The 22,313-nt window shown below is 66.6% G+C and carries 20 protein-coding genes; 5 read left to right on the plus strand and 15 right to left on the minus strand.

The genetic code is table 11. The features are described 5' to 3' along the window. Positions 1 to 3: 3 nt before the first annotated feature. Together hpnH and ispH are read right to left on the minus strand one after the other, a co-directional pair. Positions 4 to 1,167: an adenosyl-hopene transferase HpnH gene (hpnH, locus tag RM96_RS07450; protein WP_039009367.1), complete on the minus strand. Its 1,164-nt coding sequence runs from the start codon at positions 1,165 to 1,167 to the stop codon at positions 4 to 6. Positions 1,168 to 1,188: 21 nt separating this feature from the next. Then, positions 1,189 to 2,223 carry a 4-hydroxy-3-methylbut-2-enyl diphosphate reductase gene (gene ispH, locus RM96_RS07455; protein ID WP_039009369.1) on the minus strand — a complete coding sequence of 345 codons (1,035 nt, stop codon included), beginning with the start codon at positions 2,221 to 2,223 and terminating at the stop codon, positions 1,189 to 1,191. Between the two features lie 162 nt (positions 2,224 to 2,385). Between ispH and hpnA the strand changes: the two genes are divergently transcribed. Further along, positions 2,386 to 3,393 (plus strand): hopanoid-associated sugar epimerase, encoded by a 1,008-nt coding sequence (hpnA, locus tag RM96_RS07460; RefSeq protein ID WP_039009371.1) that lies wholly within the window; start codon positions 2,386 to 2,388, stop codon positions 3,391 to 3,393. Here the strand turns inward: hpnA and RM96_RS07465 are convergent. From RM96_RS07465 to RM96_RS07480, 4 genes are all read right to left on the minus strand, one after another. Then, positions 3,375 to 4,526, minus strand: coding sequence for a glycosyltransferase (locus tag RM96_RS07465; protein WP_039009373.1), 1,152 nt, complete (start codon positions 4,524 to 4,526; stop codon positions 3,375 to 3,377). The genes hpnA and RM96_RS07465 overlap by 19 nt on opposite strands. 8 nt (positions 4,527 to 4,534) lie before the next feature. Then, positions 4,535 to 5,389 carry a hypothetical protein gene (locus RM96_RS07470; RefSeq protein WP_052279371.1) on the minus strand — a complete coding sequence of 285 codons (855 nt, stop codon included), beginning with the start codon at positions 5,387 to 5,389 and terminating at the stop codon, positions 4,535 to 4,537. A 344-nt stretch (positions 5,390 to 5,733) separates the two neighbouring features. After that, complete coding sequence (locus RM96_RS07475) at positions 5,734 to 6,501, minus strand: helix-turn-helix transcriptional regulator (RefSeq protein ID WP_039009375.1); 768 nt, start codon at positions 6,499 to 6,501, stop codon at positions 5,734 to 5,736. Beyond that, positions 6,485 to 7,390, minus strand: a complete 906-nt coding sequence (locus RM96_RS07480; protein WP_039009377.1) for a DMT family transporter — start codon at positions 7,388 to 7,390, stop codon at positions 6,485 to 6,487. The genes RM96_RS07475 and RM96_RS07480 overlap by 17 nt, the downstream gene beginning before the upstream one ends. Before the next feature lie 176 nt (positions 7,391 to 7,566). Between RM96_RS07480 and RM96_RS07485 the strand changes: the two genes are divergently transcribed. Continuing rightward, entirely contained in the window at positions 7,567 to 8,346 is a 780-nt protein-coding gene (locus RM96_RS07485; protein ID WP_052279366.1) for a GntR family transcriptional regulator, read from the plus strand. On the opposite strand, the gene RM96_RS07490 is transcribed toward RM96_RS07485, so the two are convergent. Beyond that, a complete protein-coding gene (locus tag RM96_RS07490; protein ID WP_238587138.1) occupies positions 8,347 to 8,559 on the minus strand; it encodes a HigA family addiction module antitoxin in 213 nt (70 codons plus the stop codon). It lies immediately after the preceding gene. 102 nt (positions 8,560 to 8,661) lie between these two features. On the opposite strand from RM96_RS07490, the gene RM96_RS07495 reads away from it, so the two are divergent. Continuing rightward, on the plus strand, positions 8,662 to 10,260 hold the full coding sequence (locus RM96_RS07495; RefSeq protein ID WP_039009379.1) for a DUF1800 domain-containing protein: 1,599 nt from the start codon (positions 8,662 to 8,664) through the stop codon (positions 10,258 to 10,260). A 27-nt stretch (positions 10,261 to 10,287) separates the two neighbouring features. Further along, complete coding sequence (locus tag RM96_RS07500; protein ID WP_039009381.1) at positions 10,288 to 11,628, plus strand: DUF1501 domain-containing protein; 1,341 nt, start codon at positions 10,288 to 10,290, stop codon at positions 11,626 to 11,628. Positions 11,629 to 11,763: 135 nt separating this feature from the next. Here RM96_RS07500 and RM96_RS07505 read toward each other — a convergent pair whose 3' ends face one another. From RM96_RS07505 to phaP3, 3 genes are all read right to left on the minus strand, one after another. After that, a complete protein-coding gene (locus RM96_RS07505) occupies positions 11,764 to 14,286 on the minus strand; it encodes a penicillin-binding protein 1A (RefSeq protein WP_039009383.1) in 2,523 nt (840 codons plus the stop codon). 480 nt (positions 14,287 to 14,766) lie between these two features. Continuing rightward, complete coding sequence (phbB, locus tag RM96_RS07510; RefSeq protein WP_039009385.1) at positions 14,767 to 15,510, minus strand: acetoacetyl-CoA reductase; 744 nt, start codon at positions 15,508 to 15,510, stop codon at positions 14,767 to 14,769. A gap of 226 nt (positions 15,511 to 15,736) precedes the next feature. Next, positions 15,737 to 16,294: a TIGR01841 family phasin PhaP3 gene (phaP3, locus tag RM96_RS07515; RefSeq protein ID WP_039009386.1), complete on the minus strand. Its 558-nt coding sequence runs from the start codon at positions 16,292 to 16,294 to the stop codon at positions 15,737 to 15,739. A 240-nt stretch (positions 16,295 to 16,534) separates the two neighbouring features. Between phaP3 and RM96_RS07520 the strand changes: the two genes are divergently transcribed. Continuing rightward, complete coding sequence (locus tag RM96_RS07520; protein WP_238587139.1) at positions 16,535 to 16,816, plus strand: DUF3606 domain-containing protein; 282 nt, start codon at positions 16,535 to 16,537, stop codon at positions 16,814 to 16,816. A 26-nt stretch (positions 16,817 to 16,842) separates the two neighbouring features. Here the strand turns inward: RM96_RS07520 and RM96_RS07525 are convergent, their stop codons facing one another. The 5 genes from RM96_RS07525 to RM96_RS07545 all read right to left on the minus strand — a co-directional run bounded on the left by RM96_RS07525 (position 16,843) and on the right by RM96_RS07545 (position 21,958). After that, the gene (locus RM96_RS07525) at positions 16,843 to 18,009 is read right to left on the minus strand and encodes an ABC transporter permease (protein ID WP_039009390.1); all 1,167 of its coding nucleotides are present in this window, start codon (positions 18,007 to 18,009) and stop codon (positions 16,843 to 16,845) included. Between the two features lie 4 nt (positions 18,010 to 18,013). Continuing rightward, a complete protein-coding gene (locus tag RM96_RS07530; protein ID WP_039009396.1) occupies positions 18,014 to 19,168 on the minus strand; it encodes an ABC transporter permease in 1,155 nt (384 codons plus the stop codon). Positions 19,169 to 19,189: 21 nt separating this feature from the next. Beyond that, positions 19,190 to 19,882: an ABC transporter ATP-binding protein gene (locus RM96_RS07535; protein ID WP_039009398.1), complete on the minus strand. Its 693-nt coding sequence runs from the start codon at positions 19,880 to 19,882 to the stop codon at positions 19,190 to 19,192. Position 19,883: 1 nt separating this feature from the next. Next, complete coding sequence (locus tag RM96_RS07540; protein ID WP_039009467.1) at positions 19,884 to 21,092, minus strand: efflux RND transporter periplasmic adaptor subunit; 1,209 nt, start codon at positions 21,090 to 21,092, stop codon at positions 19,884 to 19,886. Between the two features lie 245 nt (positions 21,093 to 21,337). After that, positions 21,338 to 21,958, minus strand: a complete 621-nt coding sequence (locus tag RM96_RS07545; protein WP_039009400.1) for a flavodoxin family protein — start codon at positions 21,956 to 21,958, stop codon at positions 21,338 to 21,340. Positions 21,959 to 22,313: the final 355 nt, after the last annotated feature.

Raw genomic sequence — 22,313 nt, forward strand, 5'->3', positions numbered from 1 at the left:
CTTTCAGTGCGTGACCGCGGCCGGTGCCTTGGGCTTGGCGGCTTTGCCCGTTTTGGCCCGGCCGATCTCTTCAAGCTTGATCTCGACGTGGCGCGAGAACACGTACTCGGCCGGCCGTTGCTTGTCGAGCGCGATATCGGGGGCCATCGCTCCGCTGGTGCGCACGCCGCGCAGGCTCACGCCCAGCGCCTTGAGCGGGTGGGCGAAGGTGTCCGCCACGGCGGTGGCTTCGTAGCCGCTGTGCACCATGCAATCGGCGCACTTTTCGTAGTTGCCGGTGCCGTAGGCGTCCCAGTCGGTCTCGTCCATCAGTTCGCGGAAGGTCTTGGCATAGCCTTCCCCGACCAGGTAGCACGGACGCTGCCAGCCGAACACGGTGCGTGCCGGGTTGCCCCACGGCGTGCAGTGGTAGGTCTGGTTGCCGGCCAGGAAATCCAGGAACAGGGTGGACTGGCTGAAGGCCCAGTTCTTGCCGGCGCGGCCGCGGCTCAGGATGTCTCGGAACAGCTGGCGGGTCTTGCCGCGGTTCAGGAAGTGCTGCTGGTCCGGGGCGCGTTCGTAGGCATAGCCGGGCGACACCGTGATGCCGTCCACGCCCATCGCCTTGACCGAGTCGAAGAAGCGCGCCACGCGCTCGGGCTCGGCATCGTTGAACAGCGTGCAGTTGATATTGACGCGGAAGCCGCGCTCCTTGGCCAGGCGGATGGCTTCGACGCAGCGGTCATAGACGCCTTCCTGGCATACCGAGCGGTCATGCATCTCGCGGTCGCCGTCCAGGTGGACCGACCAGATGAAATACGGGCTGGGCTTGTACTGGTCCAGCTTCTTCTCCATCAGCAGCGCATTGGTGCACAGGTAGACGAACTTGCGCCGCGCGATGATGCCTTCGACGATGGCCGGCATGTCCTTGTGCAGCAGCGGCTCGCCGCCCGCGATCGATACCACCGGGGCGCCGCATTCATCCACGGCTTCCAGGCATTCCTGCACCGAGAGGCGCTGGTTCAGGATAGGGTCGGGATAGTCGATCTTGCCGCACCCGGAACACTCGAGGTTGCAGCGGAACAGCGGCTCCAGCATCAGAGCGAGCGGATAGCGTTTTTGTCGCGACAAATGCTTGCCGACGATGTAGGCGCCGACACGGGCGACCTGCAGGAACGGAATAGCCAAGGGTGCTTCCTTCTATGGGGTTCAGCCGGCGATCTTTTCGCTGGCCTGGCGGGCGGCGGCCTTTTGGGCGGGCTCGCTTTCGGCCGGCTTGGGCTTGCGCTTGCCGGTCGTGGTCACGGATGTGGCAGGACGGACGTCGACAAGTTCCGCGGGCAGGCGGAATTCGGCATGCTCTTCGCGCCCTTCCATGGTCGAGACATCGACCGGGCCGAGCCGGCGCAGCGCCGCGATCACATCTTCGACCATTTCCTCGGGCGCCGAGGCCCCCGCGGTAATGCCGACCACGTTGGCATCGCGCACCCAGGCCGGGTCGAGCTCGCTGCCGTCGGCGATCAGGTAGCTGGGCACGCCGCTCTCGGTACCAATCTCGCGCAGGCGGTTGGAATTGGAGCTGTTGGTCGCGCCGATCACGAGGATCACGTCGGCCAGTTTGCACAGATCGCGCACGGCGCTCTGGCGGTTTTGCGTCGCATAGCAGATATCGCGCGTATCGGGCCCGACCAGGTCGCTGAAGCGGCGGCCCAGGGCGGCGATGATATTGCGCGTGTCGTCCACGCTGAGCGTGGTCTGCGTGACATAGGCGACAGGGGTGTCGGGTGCCAGATCGAGTTGCCCGACTTCGGCCTCGTTCTGCACCAGGATCACCCTGCCGGGGATCTGGCCCATGGTGCCTTCCACCTCGGGGTGGCCGGCGTGGCCGATCAGGATCACGGTGCGGCCACTTGCCGCATATTGCCGGCCCTGGGTGTGGACCTTGATCACCAGCGGGCAGGTTGCGTCGATGGCATGCAGCTGGCGCTGGCTCGCGTCGGCCACGACCTCGCGCGACACGCCGTGCGCGCTGAAAATGGTGACGGCGCCAGTCGGCACTTCGTCCAGTTCTTCGACGAAGCGCGCGCCTTTCTGCTTCAACCCCTCCACAACATGCTTGTTGTGCACAATTTCATGCCGCACGAATACCGGGGCACCATGCTTGACGAGGGCGCGGTCGACAATCTCGATCGCACGCACCACGCCGGCACAGAAACCTCGGGGCTGAGCAAGAATCACCTGCATAAAGAAGGCTCCCGACCCTGTCAAACGGGTTTTACGGATTGTGGGAAGGTGCACGGAAATCACATTTCCGACACAGTGTGGTTACTATATACCGGCCGCGTAGGATTTGTCTGGCTGCCCATGCAGGGTTGCGGCGTTTCCACCTCACCGGGAAACGGGTTTATGACGGTAAACGATTACGTATTAGTGACAGGCGCATCGGGTTTTCTCGGATCGGCTGTGATGCGGCAGGCGCTGGCGCGCGGGTTCCGCGTGCGGGTATTGGTGCGAGCCACCAGTCCGCGCAACAATCTGGCCGGGCTGCCGGTCGAGACGATGACGGGCGATATGCGCGACCCGGTGGCCGTGAGCGCCGCGCTGGCCGGGGTGCGCTACCTGTTTCATGTGGCGGCCGACTACCGGCTGTGGGCAGCTGATCCGGAAGAGATCGTCCGCACCAATGTGGACGGCACCATTGCCGTGATGGAAGCCGCGCAGCAGGCCGGCGTCGAGCGCGTGGTGTATACAAGCAGCGTGGCGACCCTGCGCGTCGCGGGGGCATCCGCACCGGTGGACGAAACCGCCGCCCTGACCCCGCACGAGGCCATCGGCGCCTATAAGCGCAGCAAGGTGCTGGCCGAGCGGGTGGTGGAGCGGATGGTGGCACAGAACGGGCTGCCGGCCGTGATCGTCAATCCCTCCACGCCGATCGGGCCGCGCGACGTGCGCCCGACACCGACCGGCCGGATCATTGTTGAGGCCGCAACTGGCAAGATCCCCGCCTTCGTCGAGACCGGCCTGAACCTGGCGCACGTGGATGATGTGGCCGCCGGCCATTTCCAGGCGCTGGAGCGCGGCCGCACGGGCGAGCGCTACATCCTGGGCGGCGATGACGTGATGCTGCAGCAGATGCTGCGCGATATCGCCGAACTGTGCAACCGGCGCGCGCCCACCATGCAATTGCCCCGATGGCCGCTGTATCCGCTCGCGCACGCGGCGGAAGCGGTCGCCAGGGTGACCGGCAAGGAGCCGTTCATCACCGTCGACGGGCTCAATATGTCGAAATACCGGATGTTCTTCACCTCGGACAAGGCGCGGCGCGAACTCGGCTACCAGCCGCGGCCGTACCGCGAGGGCCTGAAGGACGCGCTCGACTGGTTCCGGGCGGAAGGCTATTTGGGCAAGGGCTGAGCCTGCGCACGGCCCTTCCACTGGCCGCCACGGCGCAGCCAGTAGCGGCGGGCCGAATCCACGGTCGCCCCTAGATAGAACAGGGCGGTCAGCGGAAGCAGCGGAGCCAGCCAGGCGGGCTGGCGGTATTCGCGCAGCATCGGCAGGTAGGCCAGCACCATCGCAGCCCAGGCCAGCCAAGCCGGCCAGAGCCGCAAGCCGCCGGCCAGCGCCAGCAGCGGCGGGGCCAGGTAGGTCAGTGCCATGCCGGCCACGGCGCCCGCCAGCAGCAGCGGGGAGTAGCGCAACTGCGTGTAGGCACTGCGCGCGATCATTTCCCACAGGCTGCGCCAGTCGTTGTAGGGGCGCAACGACAGGCTGTCTTCGGCCAGGTCCAGGCTGATGGCGCCGCCCGGCTTGATCTGCGCGGCCAGGCTGCAATCGTCGATCAACGCGCTGCGAATCGCGGCGAAACCGCCAATGCGCGCCAGCGCCGCGCGGCTGGCCAGCATGCACCCGCCGGCCGCTGCGGCAACCGGGCTGCGCGGATCGCGTACTCGCTCGAAGGGATAAAGCTTGGCGAAGAAGAACACAAAAGCCGGCACGATCATGCGTTCCCACGCCGACGCGCAGCGCAGCCGCACCATCAGCGAAACGAGGTCGCGCCGCTCGTGGACGGCACGGGCCGCCAGCCCGGCCAGCACGCCGGGGCCATGCCAGATGTCGGCGTCGGTCAGCCAGACATAGCCGGCTTGCGGCGCGACGCGGTCAGCGGCGATCAGCCCTTCGGACTGGGCCCAGACCTTGCCGCTCCAGCCAGCCGGCAGTTCGCGGGCGGAGACGACGGTCAGGGCATCCGGCCTGGCCGTCATGGCCGCAGCAGCCGTGGCCAGGTCGGCCGTCCCGTCGCTGCTGTGATCGTCGACCACCACCAGCGACAGCTTGCCGGGATATTGCTGGCCAAGCACTCCGGCAACCGCACGGCCGATGACGTCCGCTTCATTTCGCGCAGGAATGATGGCGACGACATCGGGCCACCGGGCCGGCTCCGGCGCGGGAGCCGGTCGGCGCACCCGCCAGAAGCCGGCGCGGGCCAGCAGCAGTCCGCACCAGATCGCCAGGCAAGCCAGCGACAACACAAACGCAACGGTCATCGTGTCTCTTATTTCACAAAGCGCCGCGCCAGCCGGGCGAGCCGTGGCACGGTCTCCGGGCGCAGCAGCCGATGGTCATAGCCCGCCATGCGGCGGTCGTTCTCGGTCAGGCACAGGTCGATCATCGCACCGGGCGACAGCGCCTCGCCCAGTGCCGCCGAGCCGTTCATGGTGAAGTTGGCATCCTGCGCCGCGCCGTCGGCATCGATCCCGCGCGCGATGCCGATGCGCTCCCAGATCAGGAAGGCCCAGACCCGCGCCACCTTCAGCGCAAACAGCGGGCGGCGCCACCACGGCAGGTTGCGGCGGTACCAGGCCGCCCAGTTGACGAAGAAGAGGATGTGGCGGCCTTCCTCCTGGATCACCGGCTCGAAGGTTTCGACCAGTTCGGCCGGGAAGAAGCCGGAGCGTCTGGCGGCGGCGAACAGACCGAAGGCAAAGAAGCTGTCGATGCACTCGCTGTAGCCGGTCACCAGCCAGCCCCATTCTGGATCGTCGGGCGGCGGATAGTCCGGTTCGGGGGCAAGCGGGATGCCGTAGGCCTCGACCAGCCGGGACAGCACCACCTTGTGGCGGGCCTCTTCACCGCCGTCCATATCCAGCGCGCAGCGCAGCAGCGGGTCGCTGACGGTTTCGGCAAAGGTCTTCACGCGGATCGAGGCGCGGCCCTCGGTCTGTACGGCGATGTCCCAGATCGGCAGCGACGTCACGCGTTGCAGGGCGTCGGGCGCCAGCGCGGGCCACTCGATCACTGCAGGTTTGTAAGGGTTGTGGGTCTGCAGCAGCATGTTGCAGAACATGCGCAGGTGCTGCGGGGAGCCGATGCGCACCGGGTCTGGCGACGGATCGGTCCAGTGGCGCATGGCGTGGTCGGCCTGCTCGATGGCGTTGCGCGCGATCGTGCCGGCCACCGCGGTGGCGCGGGCTTCGGCATCCGCAGCGGTATTGGCTGCGGCGCCGGTGCCGCGTTGGTGCGCGGCGGTCTCTGGTTCGGCTGCCCCGTCCTGGCGGGGTGGCGCGGCAAAGCTCTCGGACATCTGGCCCCCTGGCGTTGGATTGCCCGGGAGCCATTGTAGCGAGACGCCAGCAGGCGTGGTGTCAGGCCTGATACGAAACCGGGCCGCGCGCCTGGATGCGCAGGCGGTAATACAACACCGCCAGCAGCTCTGCGAGTGTTGGTGAATGCACCCGGAATTCCCAAGATCATTCAGCCTCGCATCGCTTCGCGCCAGGCGCCCGGCGGCTGGCCAAAGCGCCGCGTGAAGCCGCGGGTGAAGGTGGTCTGGTCGGGATAGCCGGCAGCCAGGGCGACCTCGGCCAGCGGCAGGCCGGTGCGGGCCAGCAGTTGCACGGCCTGGTCCAGCCGCAGGCGGGTCTGGTAGCGATGCGGGGTATCGCCAAAGGCTTCGGTGAACAGGGTATGGAAACGCCGCACGCTCCAGCCGAAATGGCCGGCGAGTTCCCCGGCGCGCACGGGTGTGGACAGGTTGGCGCGCAGGTAGGCGTCTATGGCCATCAGCGGGAAGACTTCATTGTCGCCGGCCAGGCCCAGGCACCCGGCCAGCTCGACGGCCAGCGTCGCGGCAAGCTGCCAGTCGTACTGTGGCGCTCGGGCGGCAGCGGTGCGCAGCGCGGCCAGTGCGCGCACGCGTGTGCCGAACGCACCATCCAGAGTGAACGGCCTTGGCCGGGCCATCAGCCGCGCAGGCAGCGCGACCGAACTGGCGGGGAAGTCCGCCACCAGCTGCAGATTGCCTGCAAGGCCCAGGAACTCATGGTGGCTGCCCGCCGGCACGACCAGTCCGGAACGGCTGTCGACACGGTACACATGGCCGTCGATCTCGAGCTCGGTGGCACCGTCCAGCCCGAACAGCAACTGGTGGTAGCCGTGCTGGTGGCCGTAGGCCCAGGGCTGATAGCGGCGGCGCTCGACCAGCGGCGCCGCGCGCCCCGCGGCCTCAGCGCGCGGCGGCATGCCTGACGCTCCCTCGGGTCTGGCAGAGCCAGACCCCCGCACCAGCCACGCCCATGCCAAGCCACTGCACCGGGCCAAGGCTGTCACCGAACAGCAGCCACGCCTGCACCGCCGCCAGCGGCGGCGCCAGGAACATCAGCGCCGCAGCGCTGGCCGCCTGCCCGCGCCGGACGATGCCGAGCAGCAGCCAGGTGCCGGCGCCCGACAGCACCAGCGCGGCCCAGGCGAGCGCCGCCCACAGCGCCGGCCCGCCATGCCAGGCCGGCGCCGGGTTCATGCTGACCAGCGCGCCCGCCACCAGCATCGCGCCGACGCTCTGCCAGGCCGAACTCGTGCGCAGGTCGGATGCCGCAATCGAGGTTTTCTGAAGAATGGTTCCCATGGTGATCGACAGGATGGCGAGTATCCCGGTCAGCACGATCCAGGGCGAGACCGGCTGCGGCGCGTTCGCCTGCATCGCCGGCGCTACCACCAGCGCCACGCCGAGCGAGCCCAGCGCCAGCCCCTGCCACGTGCGTCTGGAAGGTAGCTCTTTGAGCAGGGGGATGGCAAGCAGCGCGGTCAGCAGCGGCTGCAGCGCCCCCAGCAGCGCCATCACGGAAGGCGAGAGTCCGTGGGCCACCGCGCCATAGCCGGCGCACAGGTACACGCCCTGCATCAGCGCCCCGGCCAGCAGATGGCGGGGTACCTCGCGCCATCGCGGCCACTTCGCACCCGAGGCGAGGGCCGCGACGGCGAACACCACGCCTGCCACGGCAAAGCGCGCGAGCAGGAACAGGCTGGTATCCGCCAGCGGCACGATGGCCTTGCCGACGATGAAGCCCGTGGACCAGATCAGGACAAAGGCCAGAGCGGGCAGCCAGGCGGCGGGTGCGGAAGGGCGCGACATGACGGACTCGGCCGCGGCGGGCCGATGATTGCTGAAGGCGCAAGCCTAGCCGCGCGTGGCGGGATTGTCTTGGCAAATCCGGCAATCGCGGGGGAAGGCTCGCCCCGGGGCCCGTTTATAATGCCGGCCTCGGCGCCGGTTCCTCCGCGCCGCCTGCCGATCGATGCGCATATTCCATGAAGAACGATTCCAGCCGTAGCGTTGCCGATCCGTCCGCGGCGCAGACTACCCGCTACCTGGAACTTGCCAGCAGCCTGGTCAAGGACATCGTCGAGGGGCGCTATGTTACTGGTTGCCTGCTTCCGACCGAGCCGGATCTTGCCCGGCAATACGGCGTCAGCCGGCATACCGTTCGCTCGGCGCTCGACGTGCCGCAGGAACGCGGCTATATCTCGCGCAAGAAGTCGGTGGGTACCCGCGTGGAGAGCGCCAACCCGAGCGTCTCCTATTCCCAGTCGTTCGGCACCATCGATGACCTGGTCCGCGTTGCGGCGACTGAAGTCCGCTCGGTGCAGTCGGTGCGCGAGGTCACCCTCGACCGCGCCATGGCGCGGCGGCTGGAGGCGCCTGTCGGCAGCAAGTGGGTGTGCCTGTCGGGCGTGCGCGTCGATGTGCGCAAGGGCAACAGCCCGGTCTCGTGGGCCGGCATCTATATAGATACTGCCTTCGCCCATATCACGAAACAGGTCGAGGAGAACCCGCAGACGCTGGTCAGCGCCCTGATCGAAAGGGAGTGCGGGCAAACCATCGCGGAGATCCGGCAGACCATCTCCGGTGCGCTCGTCGACGAGCCGATGGCAAAAGTGCTGAAGGCGGATGCCGGCTCAGCCGGCCTGCGGCTGCTGCGGCACTACAAGGACGAGAAGGGCAGGATTCTCGAAATGACCGAAACGCTCTATCCGGCCGATCGCGTCAGCGTCTCGCTGCATCTGAAGCGCGGCAAGGGCGCGGCCTGATCAGTCATTGGCGGCAGATTCCGCAGCCGGTTTGCGCTTCACCGGCCTGATGCGCTTGCGCGGCTTCTGCGCTGCTATCCACAGGTCGTAGGTCATCTGCATGCCGCTCCACATCTCGCGGCTGGCGCCCAGCGCTTCCTCGAGCCGGATGGGGATGTCCGGCGTAATGGCCGCATGGCCGTGAATGATCCGCGACAGCGTGGCGCCTTTCACCCCTGAAAGTTTTCGTAACAGTCCCGCATGCCCAGCACGTCAACCAAAGCCCGCCCCGCACGTAAGATCCCTTATGTCCGGCAAGATCCTGAGGTAGACGGCATGGTTCCTGGCCTGCAGCACCGTTCAGCGGGTTCTTTTGTCGCCACGGCATGGCGCGGGCTGGCCGTGCTGGTGGCGCGCGCCGCCGTGGCCGGGCTGGCAGCCTGCGCCCAGCAGCCGCCGACCGGATCGGGCGCCATTAGCGCGGCCGACCTGCACTGGCTCGACACAATCAGCTTCGGTGCGGACCAGGCCAGCATCCGCCGCCTGCAGGCGCTTGGCCGGGAGCGCTATCTTGAAGAGCAGCTGCGCATGCCCGTTGCCGATCCGCCGGCGCTGGCGGCGGAGATTGCCGCGCTGCCGCAATTGCAGGGCGATGCCGCCGAACGCACACGTGCGGTGCGCGAGGAGCGCCAGCGCATCAACGGCCTGGCCGACGACACCGCAAAGCAGCAGGCCCGCGAAGCCCTGAACCGCCAGGCGCGCGAGACCGTGGCCGATGCCAGCCGCCGGCACCTGCTGCGCGCGCTGTATTCCCCGGCGCAATTGCGCGAGCAGATGACCTGGTTCTGGATGAACCATTTTAGTGTCTATTCCGGCAAGGGGCAGGTCCGCCTGGCGCTGCCCGACTATGAAGAGCGCACCATCCGGCCGCGCGCGCTGGGCAAGTTCAGCGATCTCGTGCTCGCGACGGTGACGGCGCCGGCCATGCTTGAATACCTCGACAACGCGCAGAGCGCCGTCAACCGCATCAACGAGAACTACGCGCGCGAACTGATGGAGCTGCACACCCTGGGCGTTTCCGGCGGGCCCAGCGGCTCGCGTTACACGCAGCAGGACGTGCAGGAACTGGCACGCGTGCTGACCGGTGTCGGCATCAACCTGCGCGGCGAGCCGCCCCGCTTGCCGCCGGCACGCCAGGCGCTCTACCGCAGCGACGGCCTGTTCGAGTTCAATCCCAATCGCCACGATTTCGGCCCAAAGACCCTGCTGGGCCAGCGCATCGAGCCGACCGGGTTTGACGAAGTCGTCCGCGCCGTGAAGATCCTCACGCGCGAGCCCGCCACGGCAAGGTTCATCAGCACCAAGCTCGCTGCCTACTTCGTTGCCGACAACCCGCCCGCGCCGCTGGTCGACCGCATGACCGCGACTTTTACGCGGACCGACGGCGATATCGCCGCTGTGCTCACTACCTTGTTCCGCTCGCCGGAGCTTGACCGCGCGCTGGCCGCACCTGCGCGCAAGTTCAAGGACCCGATGGCTTACGTGATGTCGTCGATGCGGCTGGCGTATGACGGGCGCACCGTCAGCAACCTGCGTCCGGTGATGAACTGGCTGAACCAGCTGGGCCAGCCGCTGTACGGGCACGTGACGCCTGACGGCTACCCGTCGGCGGAAAGCGCGTGGGCGAGCTCGGGCCAGATGGTCAAGCGATTCGAGATCGCGCGCGCGATCGGATCCGGCCCGGCCGGGCTGTTTGCCGGCGACGACGGCAAGCCTGTGGGGCAGGCGCGCTTCCCGGTGATCGGCAACAAGACTTACTACGACGCCATCGAGGGCACGCTTGGCACCGCCACGCGCGAAGCATTGGCGCAGGCGCAGACTCAGGCGGAATGGAACACGGTTCTGCTCAGTTCGCCCGAGTGGATGCAGCGCTGAGCGCGCAGGGGATAACAGGAGCAACCGATGAAACGTCGTGACTGGCTGAAGACAATCGGAGGCGCGGGGCTGGCGCTGGCCTTGCCGGCGACGGTGTCACGCGTCTACGCGCTGCCCACGCAGGCCGATGCGCGTTTCCTGCTGGTGTTCCTGCGCGGCGGCTATGACGCCACCAACGTGCTGGTGCCCGCCGGCAGCGACTTCTACTATGCCGCACGCCCAAATATCGCCATTCGCCGCCCGCCACCTTCTGGCGCTGCCGCCGATCCGGGCGCTGCCGTGGCGCTGGCCAGCGCCTTTTCTGCCGACAGCGCGCAGCGTGGCATCGGCGACTGGGCCCTGCATCCCGCACTGGCGGAAACCATGCTGCCGCTCTGGAGCCGCCAGCAGCTCGCGTTCGTGCCGTTTGCGGGGACCAACGACATGTCGCGCAGCCATTTCGAGACCCAGGACTCGATCGAAGCCGGCCTGCCCGGCGCGGGCGATGAACGCCACGACTTGGCATCGCTGCGCGGCAGCGGCTTCCTGAACCGGCTGGCGCTGGCGATGGGAGGGCAGGCTGCGCCGGTGGCCTTCACCGACGGCCTGCCGATGGTGCTGACCGGCAGGCAGGACGTGCCGAATGTCTCGCTCAAAGGCACCGGACGCGCGCCGTTCGATGCGCGGCAGACCCGCATGCTGGCGCAGATGTATCGGGGCACGCGTTTCGAATCGCTGATCGATGAGGGCTTCGAGTTGCGGCAGACCGTGGCCGAGCAGGCGCAGGCCATGCAGGAGCGCACCGCCATGAGCGGTGCGCCTGCCGGCAGCCCCGACATGATGGCGGCGCGCATGCAGGAGATGCAGGCCGCCAACCGCCGCTCGCTCAGCGCCCGCGGCTTCGAGGTGGAAGCCCGCCGCATGGCCGGGCTGATGCGCGACAAGTTCAACCTGGGCTTTATCGATGTCGGCGGCTGGGACACGCACGTCAACCAGGGCGCGGCGCAGGGCCAGCTTGCCAACCTGCTCGACAACCTCGGGCGAGGGCTGTCGGGCTTTGCCGCCGAGATGGGGCCGGCCTGGCAGAAGACCACCGTCGTCGTGGTCTCTGAGTTCGGCCGGACTTTTCGCGAGAACGGCACGCGCGGCACCGACCATGGGCACGGCACCGTCTACTGGGTGGCGGGCGGCGCCGTGCGCGGCGGCCGCATCGCCGGCGAGCAGGTGGCGGTGGAGCCGGCCACGCTCAACCAGAACCGCGATTGGCCGGTGCGCAATGAATACCGGGCGTTGCTGGGCGGCATCTTCCGCAGGCTTTACGGACTGGATGACGCACGGATCGCGCAGGTCTTTCCGGGCGCAAGGTCTCGCGATATCGGGCTGGTATAGCCGGACCCGGCTGCGCTTCTGATCCTTGATCGAGTTCCTGACGGAGCGTGCTGGCGCGCTTGGGCGTAGTATCCGTTTCCGGCGTAGCGGAGCCGGCGCAGCGGAGCCGGCGTTCGGGAGGCAGGGAGCGGGCGATCAGCCCGAGGTATCCGGATTGGCGGGGGCGGCAATCGCAGGCGCTGCCGGCGCCGGAACAGGTGTCGGAGCGGCAGGTGCTACCGGCGGCACCGCCGGCAGGCTGGCCGTGGCATCGCTCGTGGGCGGGGAAGGCTGGCCGGGCGCCGGCCCCGGCGCCGCGATCACCACTTCCCCGTGATCCAGGGCCATGCCGTTCTCTTCCGGCGCTCCGGTCGTATCGGCCAGCGGCGTGCTGGCCGGCGGCGTGGCGTCTGCCTCGACCGGCGGCAGCGCAGGGCGGCGCGGGGCCGGGCGCGGCGCGGCGGGAGCTTCGGGTTTGGACTCGCGGCTGAAGACGCGGCTGAACCAGCCGCGGACCTGCGTGAACAGCGAACCGAACATGCCCGTTTCTTCCTGCTCCGCAAAGCGCGCGCGGCCATCGATGAGGCGGGCGTGCAGCGAGCGCTGGTAGAAGTCGCCCACGATGGGCAGCGCGCTGTGCGCGCCCTGGCCCCAGTAGTCGCTGCGCAGCGTGACGCGGTTGTCGTTGAAGCCGACCCAGGCGCCCGCTACCAGTTCCGGATGCATCAGGATGAACCAGCCGTCGGCATTGTCCTGCGTGGTGCCGGTCTTGCCGGCCACGTCGGCGCGGATGCCGAAGCGCGAGCGGATGCTGGCGCCGGTGCCGCGGTCGACCACGTCGCGCATCACATCCAGCAGCGTCTGCGTGGTGGCTACCGGCAGCGCGCGCTCGGGGCGCGAGGCGCGGAATTCCTGCAGGACCTTGCCATTGCGGTCTTCGATGCGCGTGACCATGGTCGGTGCGATGTACTCGCCGGCATTGGCGATGGTGCCGTACGAGGCAACCATCTCCTTGAGCGTGACCGGGCTGGTGCCCAGCGCCAGCGACGGCACCGCTTCGAGCTTGCTCTCGCGCACGCCCATTTCGCGCGCCAGCCGCGCCACGCGTGCCGGTCCGACTTCCTGCACCAGCTGCGCGGTGATGGTGTTGCGTGAATAGACCAGCCCGTCGCGCAGCGACATGGCGCGGCCGGTGGGGCGGCCCTCGTCGGTGGGGCGCCAGATCTCGCCGCCAGCCAGCTCGATTTCCACCGGCTGGTCCATCAGCGTATCGTCCGGCGACTTGCCTTGCTGGAAGGCCGCGCCATAGACGAACGGCTTGAAGGTCGAGCCCGGCTGGCGGCGCGCCTGCTGCACGTGGTCGAAGGCGTCCTGCGTGTAGTCGCGGCTGCCCACCCATGCGCGGATTTCACCGTTGCGCGGATCGATGGCGATAAAGCCGGCCTGGATGCGGGTCTTCTGCTGGCGCAGGGCCTGCATGAATGCCCAGTCGCCGAACAGGCGCTTCATCGCTTCGTCGGGCGGCGTGCCCGCGGCGGTGGCCGCGCGGTACTCCGGCGACTCGCGCACGAAAGCCTGCACCAGCGCCTTGTTGTCCGCCCAGCCCGCGCGCGGCGCCCATGCCGCGTTGGCGATGGTCTGCAGCCGGTTGCCTTGCGCGGCGAGCGCCTGCGTTGCCATGGCCTGCAGGCGCGAGTCGATGGTGGTATGGACGACCAGCCCGTCGGTGTAGATGTCGTAGCCGTTGCGGTCCGCCCAGCTGATCAGCCACTTGCGCAGTTGCTGCGCAAAGTGGGGCGCCGGGCCGGGCGGTTCGGTCTGGCGTTCGAAGTCGATGCGCAGCGGGCGCTTCCTGAGCGATTCGTACTTTGCCGGATCAAGCCGGCCGCGCTTGACCATCTGCGCGAGCACCGTATTGCGCCGCTCCAGCGCGCGCTCCGGATTGATGACCGGGTTGTAGTAGCTGTTGCCCTTGAGCATCCCGATCAGCGTGGCGCTCTGCAGTACGTCGAGCGAGCGCGCCGGCTTGTCGAAATAGGTGCGGGCCGCCATCTCGATGCCGAATGCGTTGTACAGGAACGGCACCGTATTGAGATAGGTCTCGAGGATCTCGTCCTTGGTATAGAGCGCCTCGATCTTGAACGCGGTGATGGCTTCCTTGAGCTTGCGCGTCATGGTCGGCGCGCGGCCGATCTCGTCCGGATAGAGATTGCGGGCCAGCTGCTGCGTAATGGTGGAGCCGCCCTGGCGGTCGCCCGAGAACGTATGCAGCGCGGCCGAGGCGGTGCGCCGCCAGTCCAGGCCGTGGTGCTGGTAGAAGCGGTGGTCTTCGGTCGAGATCAGTGCAGCCACCACGTTCGGCGAGATGTCCGAGAGCTTCACCCAGTCGCGGTTGGCCCACTTGAACAGCGCCAGCTCCTTGCCGTCGGCCGACAGCACCTGCGCCGGCTGCTCGGACTTGGCCTTGCGGATATCGCTGATGCCGGGCGTGAACGGGATCAGCACCAGCACATAGAGGAAGAACGCCGCGGGCACGGCTGCCAGTGACAGGAGTACGCCGCGCCGGGTTGGGTGGCGCAGGGATTTCAGGCGCGCCATCGGCTGCAGGCGGGTTGCCAGCGGAACCAGCGTCGAGGCTGAAAAGCGGGCTAGCAGGGACTTGATCTGGACCAGCCTCATGACGCTTTGGCCAGGAGGCGAGGGCACGTTGCAGCGCTTTGCACTGGCATTACCGTCTACGAAAAGACTGAATCCTACCAAATCGTGCCGGCCTTCATCGCAAGGCGGGGAAATCAAGGCCGCGGGTCAGCATTGAATGGGGGGCATTGTGGGCATTACGACATATACGGGTCACGCAAGCGCACCAGAATGCACAGGCCGCCGGGAGTCGGGCAATCCGGTTACCCGTTCTTAGGGCCCGGTCGGGTCGGCCGGGGCCGGCGCATTCCCCTGTATCTGAACATAAGACAGGGATAGGACAGTGAAGAAAGCGTCCGCCGGACGCCGTGCCCGGCAGACGCGGCACGATCATATCGACCCTTGCCGTTTGAATTGAGGGGCTCGTTGGGGCCGATCTCGCATCGGCCCTTTTTTGTTTTGTTGTTTCGCCGACTCGCCGCAGTGGACCGTCCCGGGCGGGAGCGGCCCACCTGCCAGCGCTTACTGCATGTGCTGCCCGCCGTTGATGGCGATATTCGAGCCGGTTACATAAGCCGCATCCTCCGAGCACAGGAATGCGATCAGCGCGGCAACCTCTTCCGGCTTGCCGACGCGGCCGACCGGGATCTGCGGCAGGATCTTGGTCTCCATGATTTCCTTCGGCACGGCGTTGACCATCTTGGTGGCAAGGTAGCCAGGCGAGACCGTGTTGACCGTCACGCCCTTCCTTGCGACTTCCAGCGCCAGCGACTTGGTAAAGCCGTGCATCCCCGCCTTGGCAGCGGCATAGTTGGTCTGCCCGAATGCACCCTTGGAAGCGTTGACCGACGAGATATTGATGATCCGTCCCCAGCCGCGCTCGACCATGCCTTCGCAAAGCGGCTTGGTGAGATTGAAGACCGAATCGAGATTGGTCCGCATCACGGCGTCCCAGTTCGGCTTGTCCATCTTCTTGAAAGCCATGTCGCGGGTAATGCCGGCGTTGTTCACCAGGATATCCACGCGGCCAACGTCCGCCAGGATCTGAGCGGCGCAGGCCTGGCAAGCGTCGTAATCGGCCACGTCCACCTCATAGGCGCGCATTTCGCGGCCGCTGGCAGCCATTGCGGCAAGCCAGTTCTGTGCGTTCGTATTGCCCGGCGAGTACGTCACCACCACGGTATGGCCGGCGTCGTGAAGCCTGGTGCTGATGGCTTCTCCCAGCCCGCCCATGCCGCCTGTCACTAATGCGATTCTCTTCGTCATGCTGCCTGCTTCGTTCTCGTAAAGTTGATGGACCCCTGGCCTGTCGGGGAAGGCCTTCGTGTCTGTGCATCCCGAGCAAATTTTCTTTGCCCATGCGCGTGAATCGGCAAGGGCAGGCCGGACCGGATGCTTCCGGTCTCTTTTTTGTCATTGCGGAAAGGCTGGCGTTGCGATGCGCAAGGCCGGGGAGCCGATGTCCCGGGCCTGCGCTGCCAGTGGTACGCCGTTACTGCTTGGAAGCGCGGGACGCTGCCTGTTGTGCTGCGCCGGTGGCCGAGGCGGCCGCCGTGGCAAGGTTGGCCTGGGCGACTTCGGCGGTCTGCTTTGCCGCGTTCTGGATCGATTGATAGGTATTGCTCGCGGCAGCCACGGTCGATTGCAGCAGCGCGGTGATCGCCTCGGCACCGGCCGGTGCGTTCTTCACGAAGGTGTCGACGAAAGCTTGCACATTGCGATTGTGCTGTTCGTACTGTGCCTCGACAGCCTTCGACAGCTCCGCCTGCGTGCTCGCTGCGATTTCGTACACCTGGCGCGCATACGCGACGGCCTTCTCCGCTGCAGGCTGGGCCAGGTTGCCTTGCGCGGCGAAAACCTCACGCAGATCCTTCCCCTCCAGTACCGCTTCGACGTTTCCCTGGCCTTCGGCAAGCGTCGTCTTGACTGCCTGCAGGTTCAGTTCGGTCAATTTCTGGAAGCCTTCGAAAGCCGTGTTGGTCAGCGCGAACAAATGGCCCAGGTTGGCTTTCTGCACTGCAGCAAACTGATCGGAAATAGGTGCGGACATGCGTAATCTCCTGTGGATTGAATGACCGGATTTGCCCGAAGGCGCTGTAAATACAATCCGGCAAGGATCGTTTCCGGACGGTCGCGCCGCCAATCCTGCAGCGCAGCATCCGACTGGAGATCCTAGGGTCCTTCCCCTGATTCAATCCCTAGGTACATACCCAAAAAGTCTTAGAACAATGACAATTGAAAGTGATGTAACGTTAACTTAACTTACAATTACTTACGAAGGAATGTTGCAGTGCGTCGCCTGCTTCGCAGCCTCACCTACAATGGCAAGAGCCGCCGGGCGATCAGTTCACCGAAAGGGAGGAGCATGATGGATTTGTCAAGCTTCAGGCCGTTGGATCCGGGACGCATCAACCTGATGGATCCCATAGAAGTGCAGTACTGGTGCCGCGAACTCGCATGTACCGAAGACGACCTCGAAAAGGCTGTTGACCAGGCGGGCGACCATATCGCCGCCGTGCGCGCGCAGCTGGAAGGCGCCAGCCCATTGGGCCAGTCGCCCCGGCCGGGCTGAACCGGGCGGCAGCCGCCAGCGCACGCTCAATGCGCGCGCAAGGCATCCACGATATTCATGCGTGCCGCCCGCATGGCCGGAAGGAAGCCGCCGATGAGGCCCATGCCCATCGAGAATGCAAGCGTCTTGGCCATGACATCCGGGGTGAGGATGAAGCGGAACGAAAGGTCCGCGAAGGTCTGGAAATTGGTGGTGGAAAACGAGGCAAACTGCATCAGCGCCGCGCAGGCAAGCCCCGCAATGCCGCCGGCCAGCCCGAGCAGCGCGGCTTCGACGAGGAACGCAGCCAGCACGTTCACGCGCTTGAAGCCAAGCGCGCGCAGCGTGCCGATTTCCGCGACGCGGTTGGCGACCGATGCGTACATCGTGATCATCGCGCCGATCATGGCCGCGATCGAGAAGATGGTCGACAGCGTAAAGCCCAGGATGTTGATGAAGGTCGACAGCGCCTTCGACTGATCGCTGTAGAAGGCCTGTTCACGCTTGGCATCGTTGGCCAGGCGCGGGTCGACATCGATGTCGGCCCTGAAGCGGTCGAACAGGTTGGTCTGCGCCAGCCGGACCACCATCGATGAATAGGCGGTGCGGCGAAACGACTGCATGAGCTGGTCGACGTCGCCCCAGATCTCCGAATCGAAACCGCTGCCGCCGGCGTCGAAGTGGCCGACCACGGTCCAGTCGCGTTGCGCAAAGCGCAGATGCTCGCCGATCCGTACGCCGCTAAAGCCCTTCGCGATGCCGCTGCCGACGATGATCTCCGCCGAGCCTGGCCGGAACATGCGTCCGGCCACCAGCTTCACCTGCGGGCGCAGGTCCAGTCCCAGCGGCGAGATGCCGCGGATCACCACGTTCGACGGCTGGCTGGTGGCCGTCTTCACCAGCGAGATCAGCACCACCGCTTCCTTGGATGCCAGTGGCCGCCCCGCGCCGCTCATGGCGACCGCCGGATGCATTTCCATGATGCTGGCCTGGTCGCGGCTGATCGAGCTCTGCACTTCGGTTTCGGCGCCCTTGCGGATCACCACCAGGTTGTCGTGCTCGCCGGTGGTCACCAGGGTCTTCCTGAGGCCGGCGTCGAGCATCAGCATGGTGGCGAACACGAAGACCACCAGCGCCAGCCCGCCGGCGGTCAGCGCCGTGGTCAGCCGGCGTGCCCAGAGATTGCGGGCGATGTATGTGAGCGGGATTGCCATCTGGTTAGCCAATCGCCCGCAGGCCTTCGACGATGCGGACCCGCGCCGCCTGCACCGCCGGCACGATCCCGGCGGCGATGCCGACCACCAGCGCGCATGCTGCCTGCGACTGGGCCGTTTCGCGCGAGACACTGAAGACGGGGAACACGCCGCCCACGGCCTGCTTGAACAGGCTTGCCACCGGCGGCGTCGCAAGCATGCCGAGGCTGCCGCCGATAAAGCAGATGGCGAGCGATTCCCCGAACACCAGCAGCGCCAGGAAGCCGGGTCCGAAGCCCAGTGCCTTGAGCGTGGCGTACTCGACCGTGCGCTCGCGCGCGCTCATGGCCATGGCATTGGCCATCACCGCCATGATGATGACGATCACCACGTACGACACGATGCGGATCGCGGCGACGATCTGGTTCGACATTGCGACGAAGCCCAGCTGGAATGCCTGCTCGGTTTCCGTGAGCGTTTCTGCGAGGGAGTTCTTGAAGACGCTGTCGACGCTGCGCGAGATGGCGGCGGCGTTGTCGGGGTTGGATATGCCGAAAACGTAGACCCCGACCTGATCCGCCTGCTTCGGCGATCGCTTGCGCACCGTTTCGTTCAGGTATTCCCAGTGGAACAGCATATGGCGCGTGATGGTGCTTTCATCGCGCCCTTCCATGATGCCGCGCACGACGAATTCCCAGGTGCCGGAGTAGATGGTGCCCTTGATCGGAATGACGTCGCCCACCTTGAAGCCGAACTGGTCGGCAAGCTGGCGGCCCACCAGCGCTCCCTTGCGGTCGCGCTGGTAGTCGGCCCGCTGCTGCGCCGACACGACGAACTCGGGGTAGAGGTCCAGGTAGTTGTCCGATACGGCGAACTGGGCAAAGAAGTTCTTGGGTTCCCGATAGACGCCGCCAAACCAGTTGGAGCGGGCCACCAGCGTGACGCCCTCCACGCCGCGGATGCGGTTCTCGTAGCTCAGCGGCAGCGGGAAGACCAGCGAGATCGCGTTGCGCGTCACCAGCCGCGCATTGGAGGCTGCCGCGGCTCCGGCATACCAGGCGTCCACCACCGTCTGCAGCAGCCCGTAGGCCAGCACCGCGATGACCAGGCCGAGCACGGTCAGGGCAGTGCGCAGCTTGTGGCGCAGTGCGTTCCGGATGATCAGCTTGAGGACATACATGGCGCGCGCCCGCGAAGCAGCTCAGGGATTTTGTCCACGGATCAGCTCCCCCTTCTCGAGATGAACCAGCGATCTCGCCGCGGCGGCGGCGTGCGCGTCGTGGGTGACCATGATGATGGTCTTGCCGACCTTTGCATTGAGCCGCTGCAGCATGGAGAGGACTTCCGCGGCGGAGGTGCGGTCCAGGTCCCCGGTCGGTTCGTCGGCCACGATCAGCGTCGGATCGGTGATGAGTGCGCGGGCGATGGCAACGCGCTGCTGCTGGCCGCCGGACAGCTCCGAAGGATAGTGGCTCATGCGGTCGGCCAGGTTCACCATCCCGAGCACCATGTCTACTCGCTCGCGGCGTTCCGCGCGGCTCAGGCGGGTCAGCATCAGCGGCAGCTCCACGTTCTCGAAGGCCGTGAGCACAGGCATCAGGTTGTAGAACTGGAAGATAAAGCCGACATTGGCTGCGCGCCAGTCGGCCAGCGCCGCTTCCGGCAGCCGTGAAATGTCCAGCCCGCCCACGCGCAATTCGCCGCTGTCCGGCCGGTCGATGCCGGCAATCAGGTTCAGCAGCGTGCTCTTGCCCGATCCCGAAGGGCCCATCAGTGCAATGAAATCGCCCTCGCCGATCTCGAGCGAGATATCGGTCAGCACCGGCACGGTCTGCACGCCGCGCTGGTAAGACTTGGCGACGTGGCGGATATCGACGAGTGGCCCGGTGTCCACGCTATTTCTTCGCCACGGTGACCGCGGCGCCGTCCCTGATCTTGTCACCGGGCGCCAGCACGAGCGTGTCGCCCGGCGCCACGCCATGGATCGCGACGAGCTCGCCCAGCTTCGCGCCCGTCGTGACCGCCACCTCCCGCGCCTTGCCGTCCCTGACGGCGAACACCACCGGCTTGCCGTCGCGCGTGACGACAGCGGCGGGCTGCACCGCCACCACCGGCTGCTTGTCCTGCTGCGATACCGGCCGGGACAGGAACGCGACCTTGGCGCTCATGTCCGGCAGCACGCGAGCATCGCGGTCCACGAAGCGCACCTTGACCAGCACGGTGGCCTTGGAGCGGTCGACCGTCGGCACGATGCGCGAGACCTGTCCGGCCAGGCGCAGGTTGGGCAGCGCGTCGAGCTGGAGCTCGCACGGCTGGTTCACGGTGATCTTTGCGATATTGGACTCTGCCACGTCCGCTTCCACTTCCAGGGTTTCCATGTCGGCAATGGTCACGATCGCGCCCTTGGTGTCGGCCGCGGCCGAGAACGGCGTGATGTTGTCCCCGACGTTGGCGTGCTTGACCAGCACCACGCCATCGAACGGGGCGCGGACGACCGTCTGGTCCACCGCGACCTGTGCCGCGCGGGCATTGGCCTGTGCCGCAACAATGGCCGCAGTGGAATTGTTGATCGACGCCTTCGCCTTGTTGTAGCGCGCCACGTCCGCGTCGTAGTCCGTTTTGGAGATGGCGTTCGGCACGATCAGGATCTCGGAGCGGCGCAGATTGACTTGGGCGTTCTTCAGTTCGGCCTGCTGCAGCTCGAGATTGGCTTGCGCGACTTTCACCTGCGCCGTGGCCTGGGCCAGCGTGGCCTCGACGTCCCGGCTCTCGATCCGCGCGATCACCTCGTCCTTCTTTACGCGCGAGCCTTCCAGCACGCCGAGCCATTCGAGGCGACCCTGTGCCTTCGAGGCGACCGCGGCCTTGCGCTGTGGCACCACGTAGCCCGTGGCATTGAGCAGGGTGAAATTCTGTGAGGGATAAGCGGACGTGACGGTGACCGTCTCCACCGTTTGAGGCCCGGCCATCCTGGCGGCTATGCCAAGCACCGCGGCAATCACCAGCGCGATGGCGGCGTAGCGCAGCCAGGGGCGCCGCCGCCGCGGCGCCGCCGAGACGGCGCTTCGGTCGATTTTCAGCTTTGCCAGATCGTCATCAGCCAATTTTCGGACCTTCTCCCGGCTGGCGGCGATTTCCATGGAGATGCCACGCCTGCCCGGGCTGCGGTGAGCGGGTTCCCAGTATAGCGCCGCACGTGGTCCGTTCGTGCTTGCGGCAACACATTGGCCGAAGAGGCTCGCTCAGCCCTCCACCGCGCTTTTCAGCCAGCGGCGCCGGCTGCCGCAAATGACTCCGGCCCCCACGAAGGGGGCCGGAAAGGCTTGCGATGATCGCGGCAGGTTTGGCGTCAGGCGGCCTGCTTCAGCGTGGTCAGCGCACGGCGGCCAGCGGCCAGCTGCTGGGCCACTTCCGCCACGCGGGCGCCCAGGTGCTCGGCGGTGCGCAGGTCGGCCAGCGGCGGCACCACGTCGGCGCTCTCGTCGGCGTTCGACTGCGCGGCGGCACCCAGGAAGAAGCCGTGCCGGTTCAGCGAATCCTCGGTCGACTTCGAGTTGTTGTGTCCCGGCGGCAGGCCCAGGTTCACCCAGTGCATGCCGTGCTGTGCCGCGAAGATCGAAATCTGCTGCAGCGTGGCGAGCTTGTCGCCCGAACGCGAAGCCGAATTGGTGAAGCCGGCTGCGACCTTGTTGGCCCACTTGCCGCCCTTGGCGAACACGTTGCGCGAGGTGGCATCCATAAAGCCCTTGAACTGGGCCGAGGCGCTGCCCATGTAGGTCGGCGCGCCGAAGATGATGCCGTCGACCTCCTCGAGCGTGTCCCAGTGCTGGTCGATATCGTCGACGCTGATCAGGAGGCTGTCGACACCGTCGACGCTGGCTGCGCCGCGGGCGACGGCCTGTGCTTGCCTGGCGGTGTGGCCGTAGCCGCTGTGGTAGACGATGGCAACGCGGGTTTGGTTGGCGCTCATGGTATCTGGTCTCGCTGGTAGTTCAAAAAATTGAATCTGGATGCCTCGCGACACTTTGCTGTGTGTGCCGCGTGTGAAGCTAGTGTAGGAGGCTACGGCCTGCCTGAATGGGACGGCTTCTCAACGGGTTGTTGAATATTTTTGAAATACTACTGGCGCGTGTACACAATTGCCGGAAGGAGTGAGGCAAGGGCGCCACGGCACGGGTTTTCCCCGAAGCGCCGGCATGGAATTCCCCCGCCGGACGATATAAAGTTAAGTGACATTCACCTCACCCGGCGCCGCTATCGCGCCAGGACCCGGCAACCGCTCCCACAACAATGAGTCCAGGCGGCAGGCAGATCTTGGCAGTCCG

This window comes from Cupriavidus sp. IDO (genome assembly GCF_000812465.1).
GTDB lineage: Bacteria > Pseudomonadota > Gammaproteobacteria > Burkholderiales > Burkholderiaceae > Cupriavidus.

Excerpts from the sequence above, each read along its gene's own strand:
- RM96_RS07480 (WP_039009377.1), bottom strand. The coding sequence starts at position 7,390 with ATGTCGCGCCCTTCCGCACCCGCCGCCTGGCTGCCCGCTCTGGCCTTT.
- RM96_RS07530 (WP_039009396.1), bottom strand. The coding sequence starts at position 19,168 with ATGTATGTCCTCAAGCTGATCATCCGGAACGCACTGCGCCACAAGCTG.
- RM96_RS07470 (WP_052279371.1), bottom strand. The coding sequence starts at position 5,389 with ATGCGCCACTGGACCGATCCGTCGCCAGACCCGGTGCGCATCGGCTCC.
- ispH (WP_039009369.1), bottom strand. The coding sequence starts at position 2,223 with ATGCAGGTGATTCTTGCTCAGCCCCGAGGTTTCTGTGCCGGCGTGGTG.
- RM96_RS07500 (WP_039009381.1), top strand. The coding sequence starts at position 10,288 with ATGAAACGTCGTGACTGGCTGAAGACAATCGGAGGCGCGGGGCTGGCG.
- RM96_RS07505 (WP_039009383.1), bottom strand. The coding sequence starts at position 14,286 with ATGAGGCTGGTCCAGATCAAGTCCCTGCTAGCCCGCTTTTCAGCCTCG.
- phbB (WP_039009385.1), bottom strand. The coding sequence starts at position 15,510 with ATGACGAAGAGAATCGCATTAGTGACAGGCGGCATGGGCGGGCTGGGA.
- RM96_RS07475 (WP_039009375.1), bottom strand. The coding sequence starts at position 6,501 with ATGCCGCCGCGCGCTGAGGCCGCGGGGCGCGCGGCGCCGCTGGTCGAG.
- RM96_RS07485 (WP_052279366.1), top strand. The coding sequence starts at position 7,567 with ATGAAGAACGATTCCAGCCGTAGCGTTGCCGATCCGTCCGCGGCGCAG.
- hpnA (WP_039009371.1), top strand. The coding sequence starts at position 2,386 with ATGACGGTAAACGATTACGTATTAGTGACAGGCGCATCGGGTTTTCTC.
- phaP3 (WP_039009386.1), bottom strand. The coding sequence starts at position 16,294 with ATGTCCGCACCTATTTCCGATCAGTTTGCTGCAGTGCAGAAAGCCAAC.
- RM96_RS07545 (WP_039009400.1), bottom strand. The coding sequence starts at position 21,958 with ATGAGCGCCAACCAAACCCGCGTTGCCATCGTCTACCACAGCGGCTAC.
- RM96_RS07525 (WP_039009390.1), bottom strand. The coding sequence starts at position 18,009 with ATGGCAATCCCGCTCACATACATCGCCCGCAATCTCTGGGCACGCCGG.
- RM96_RS07465 (WP_039009373.1), bottom strand. The coding sequence starts at position 4,526 with ATGACCGTTGCGTTTGTGTTGTCGCTGGCTTGCCTGGCGATCTGGTGC.
- RM96_RS07495 (WP_039009379.1), top strand. The coding sequence starts at position 8,662 with ATGGTTCCTGGCCTGCAGCACCGTTCAGCGGGTTCTTTTGTCGCCACG.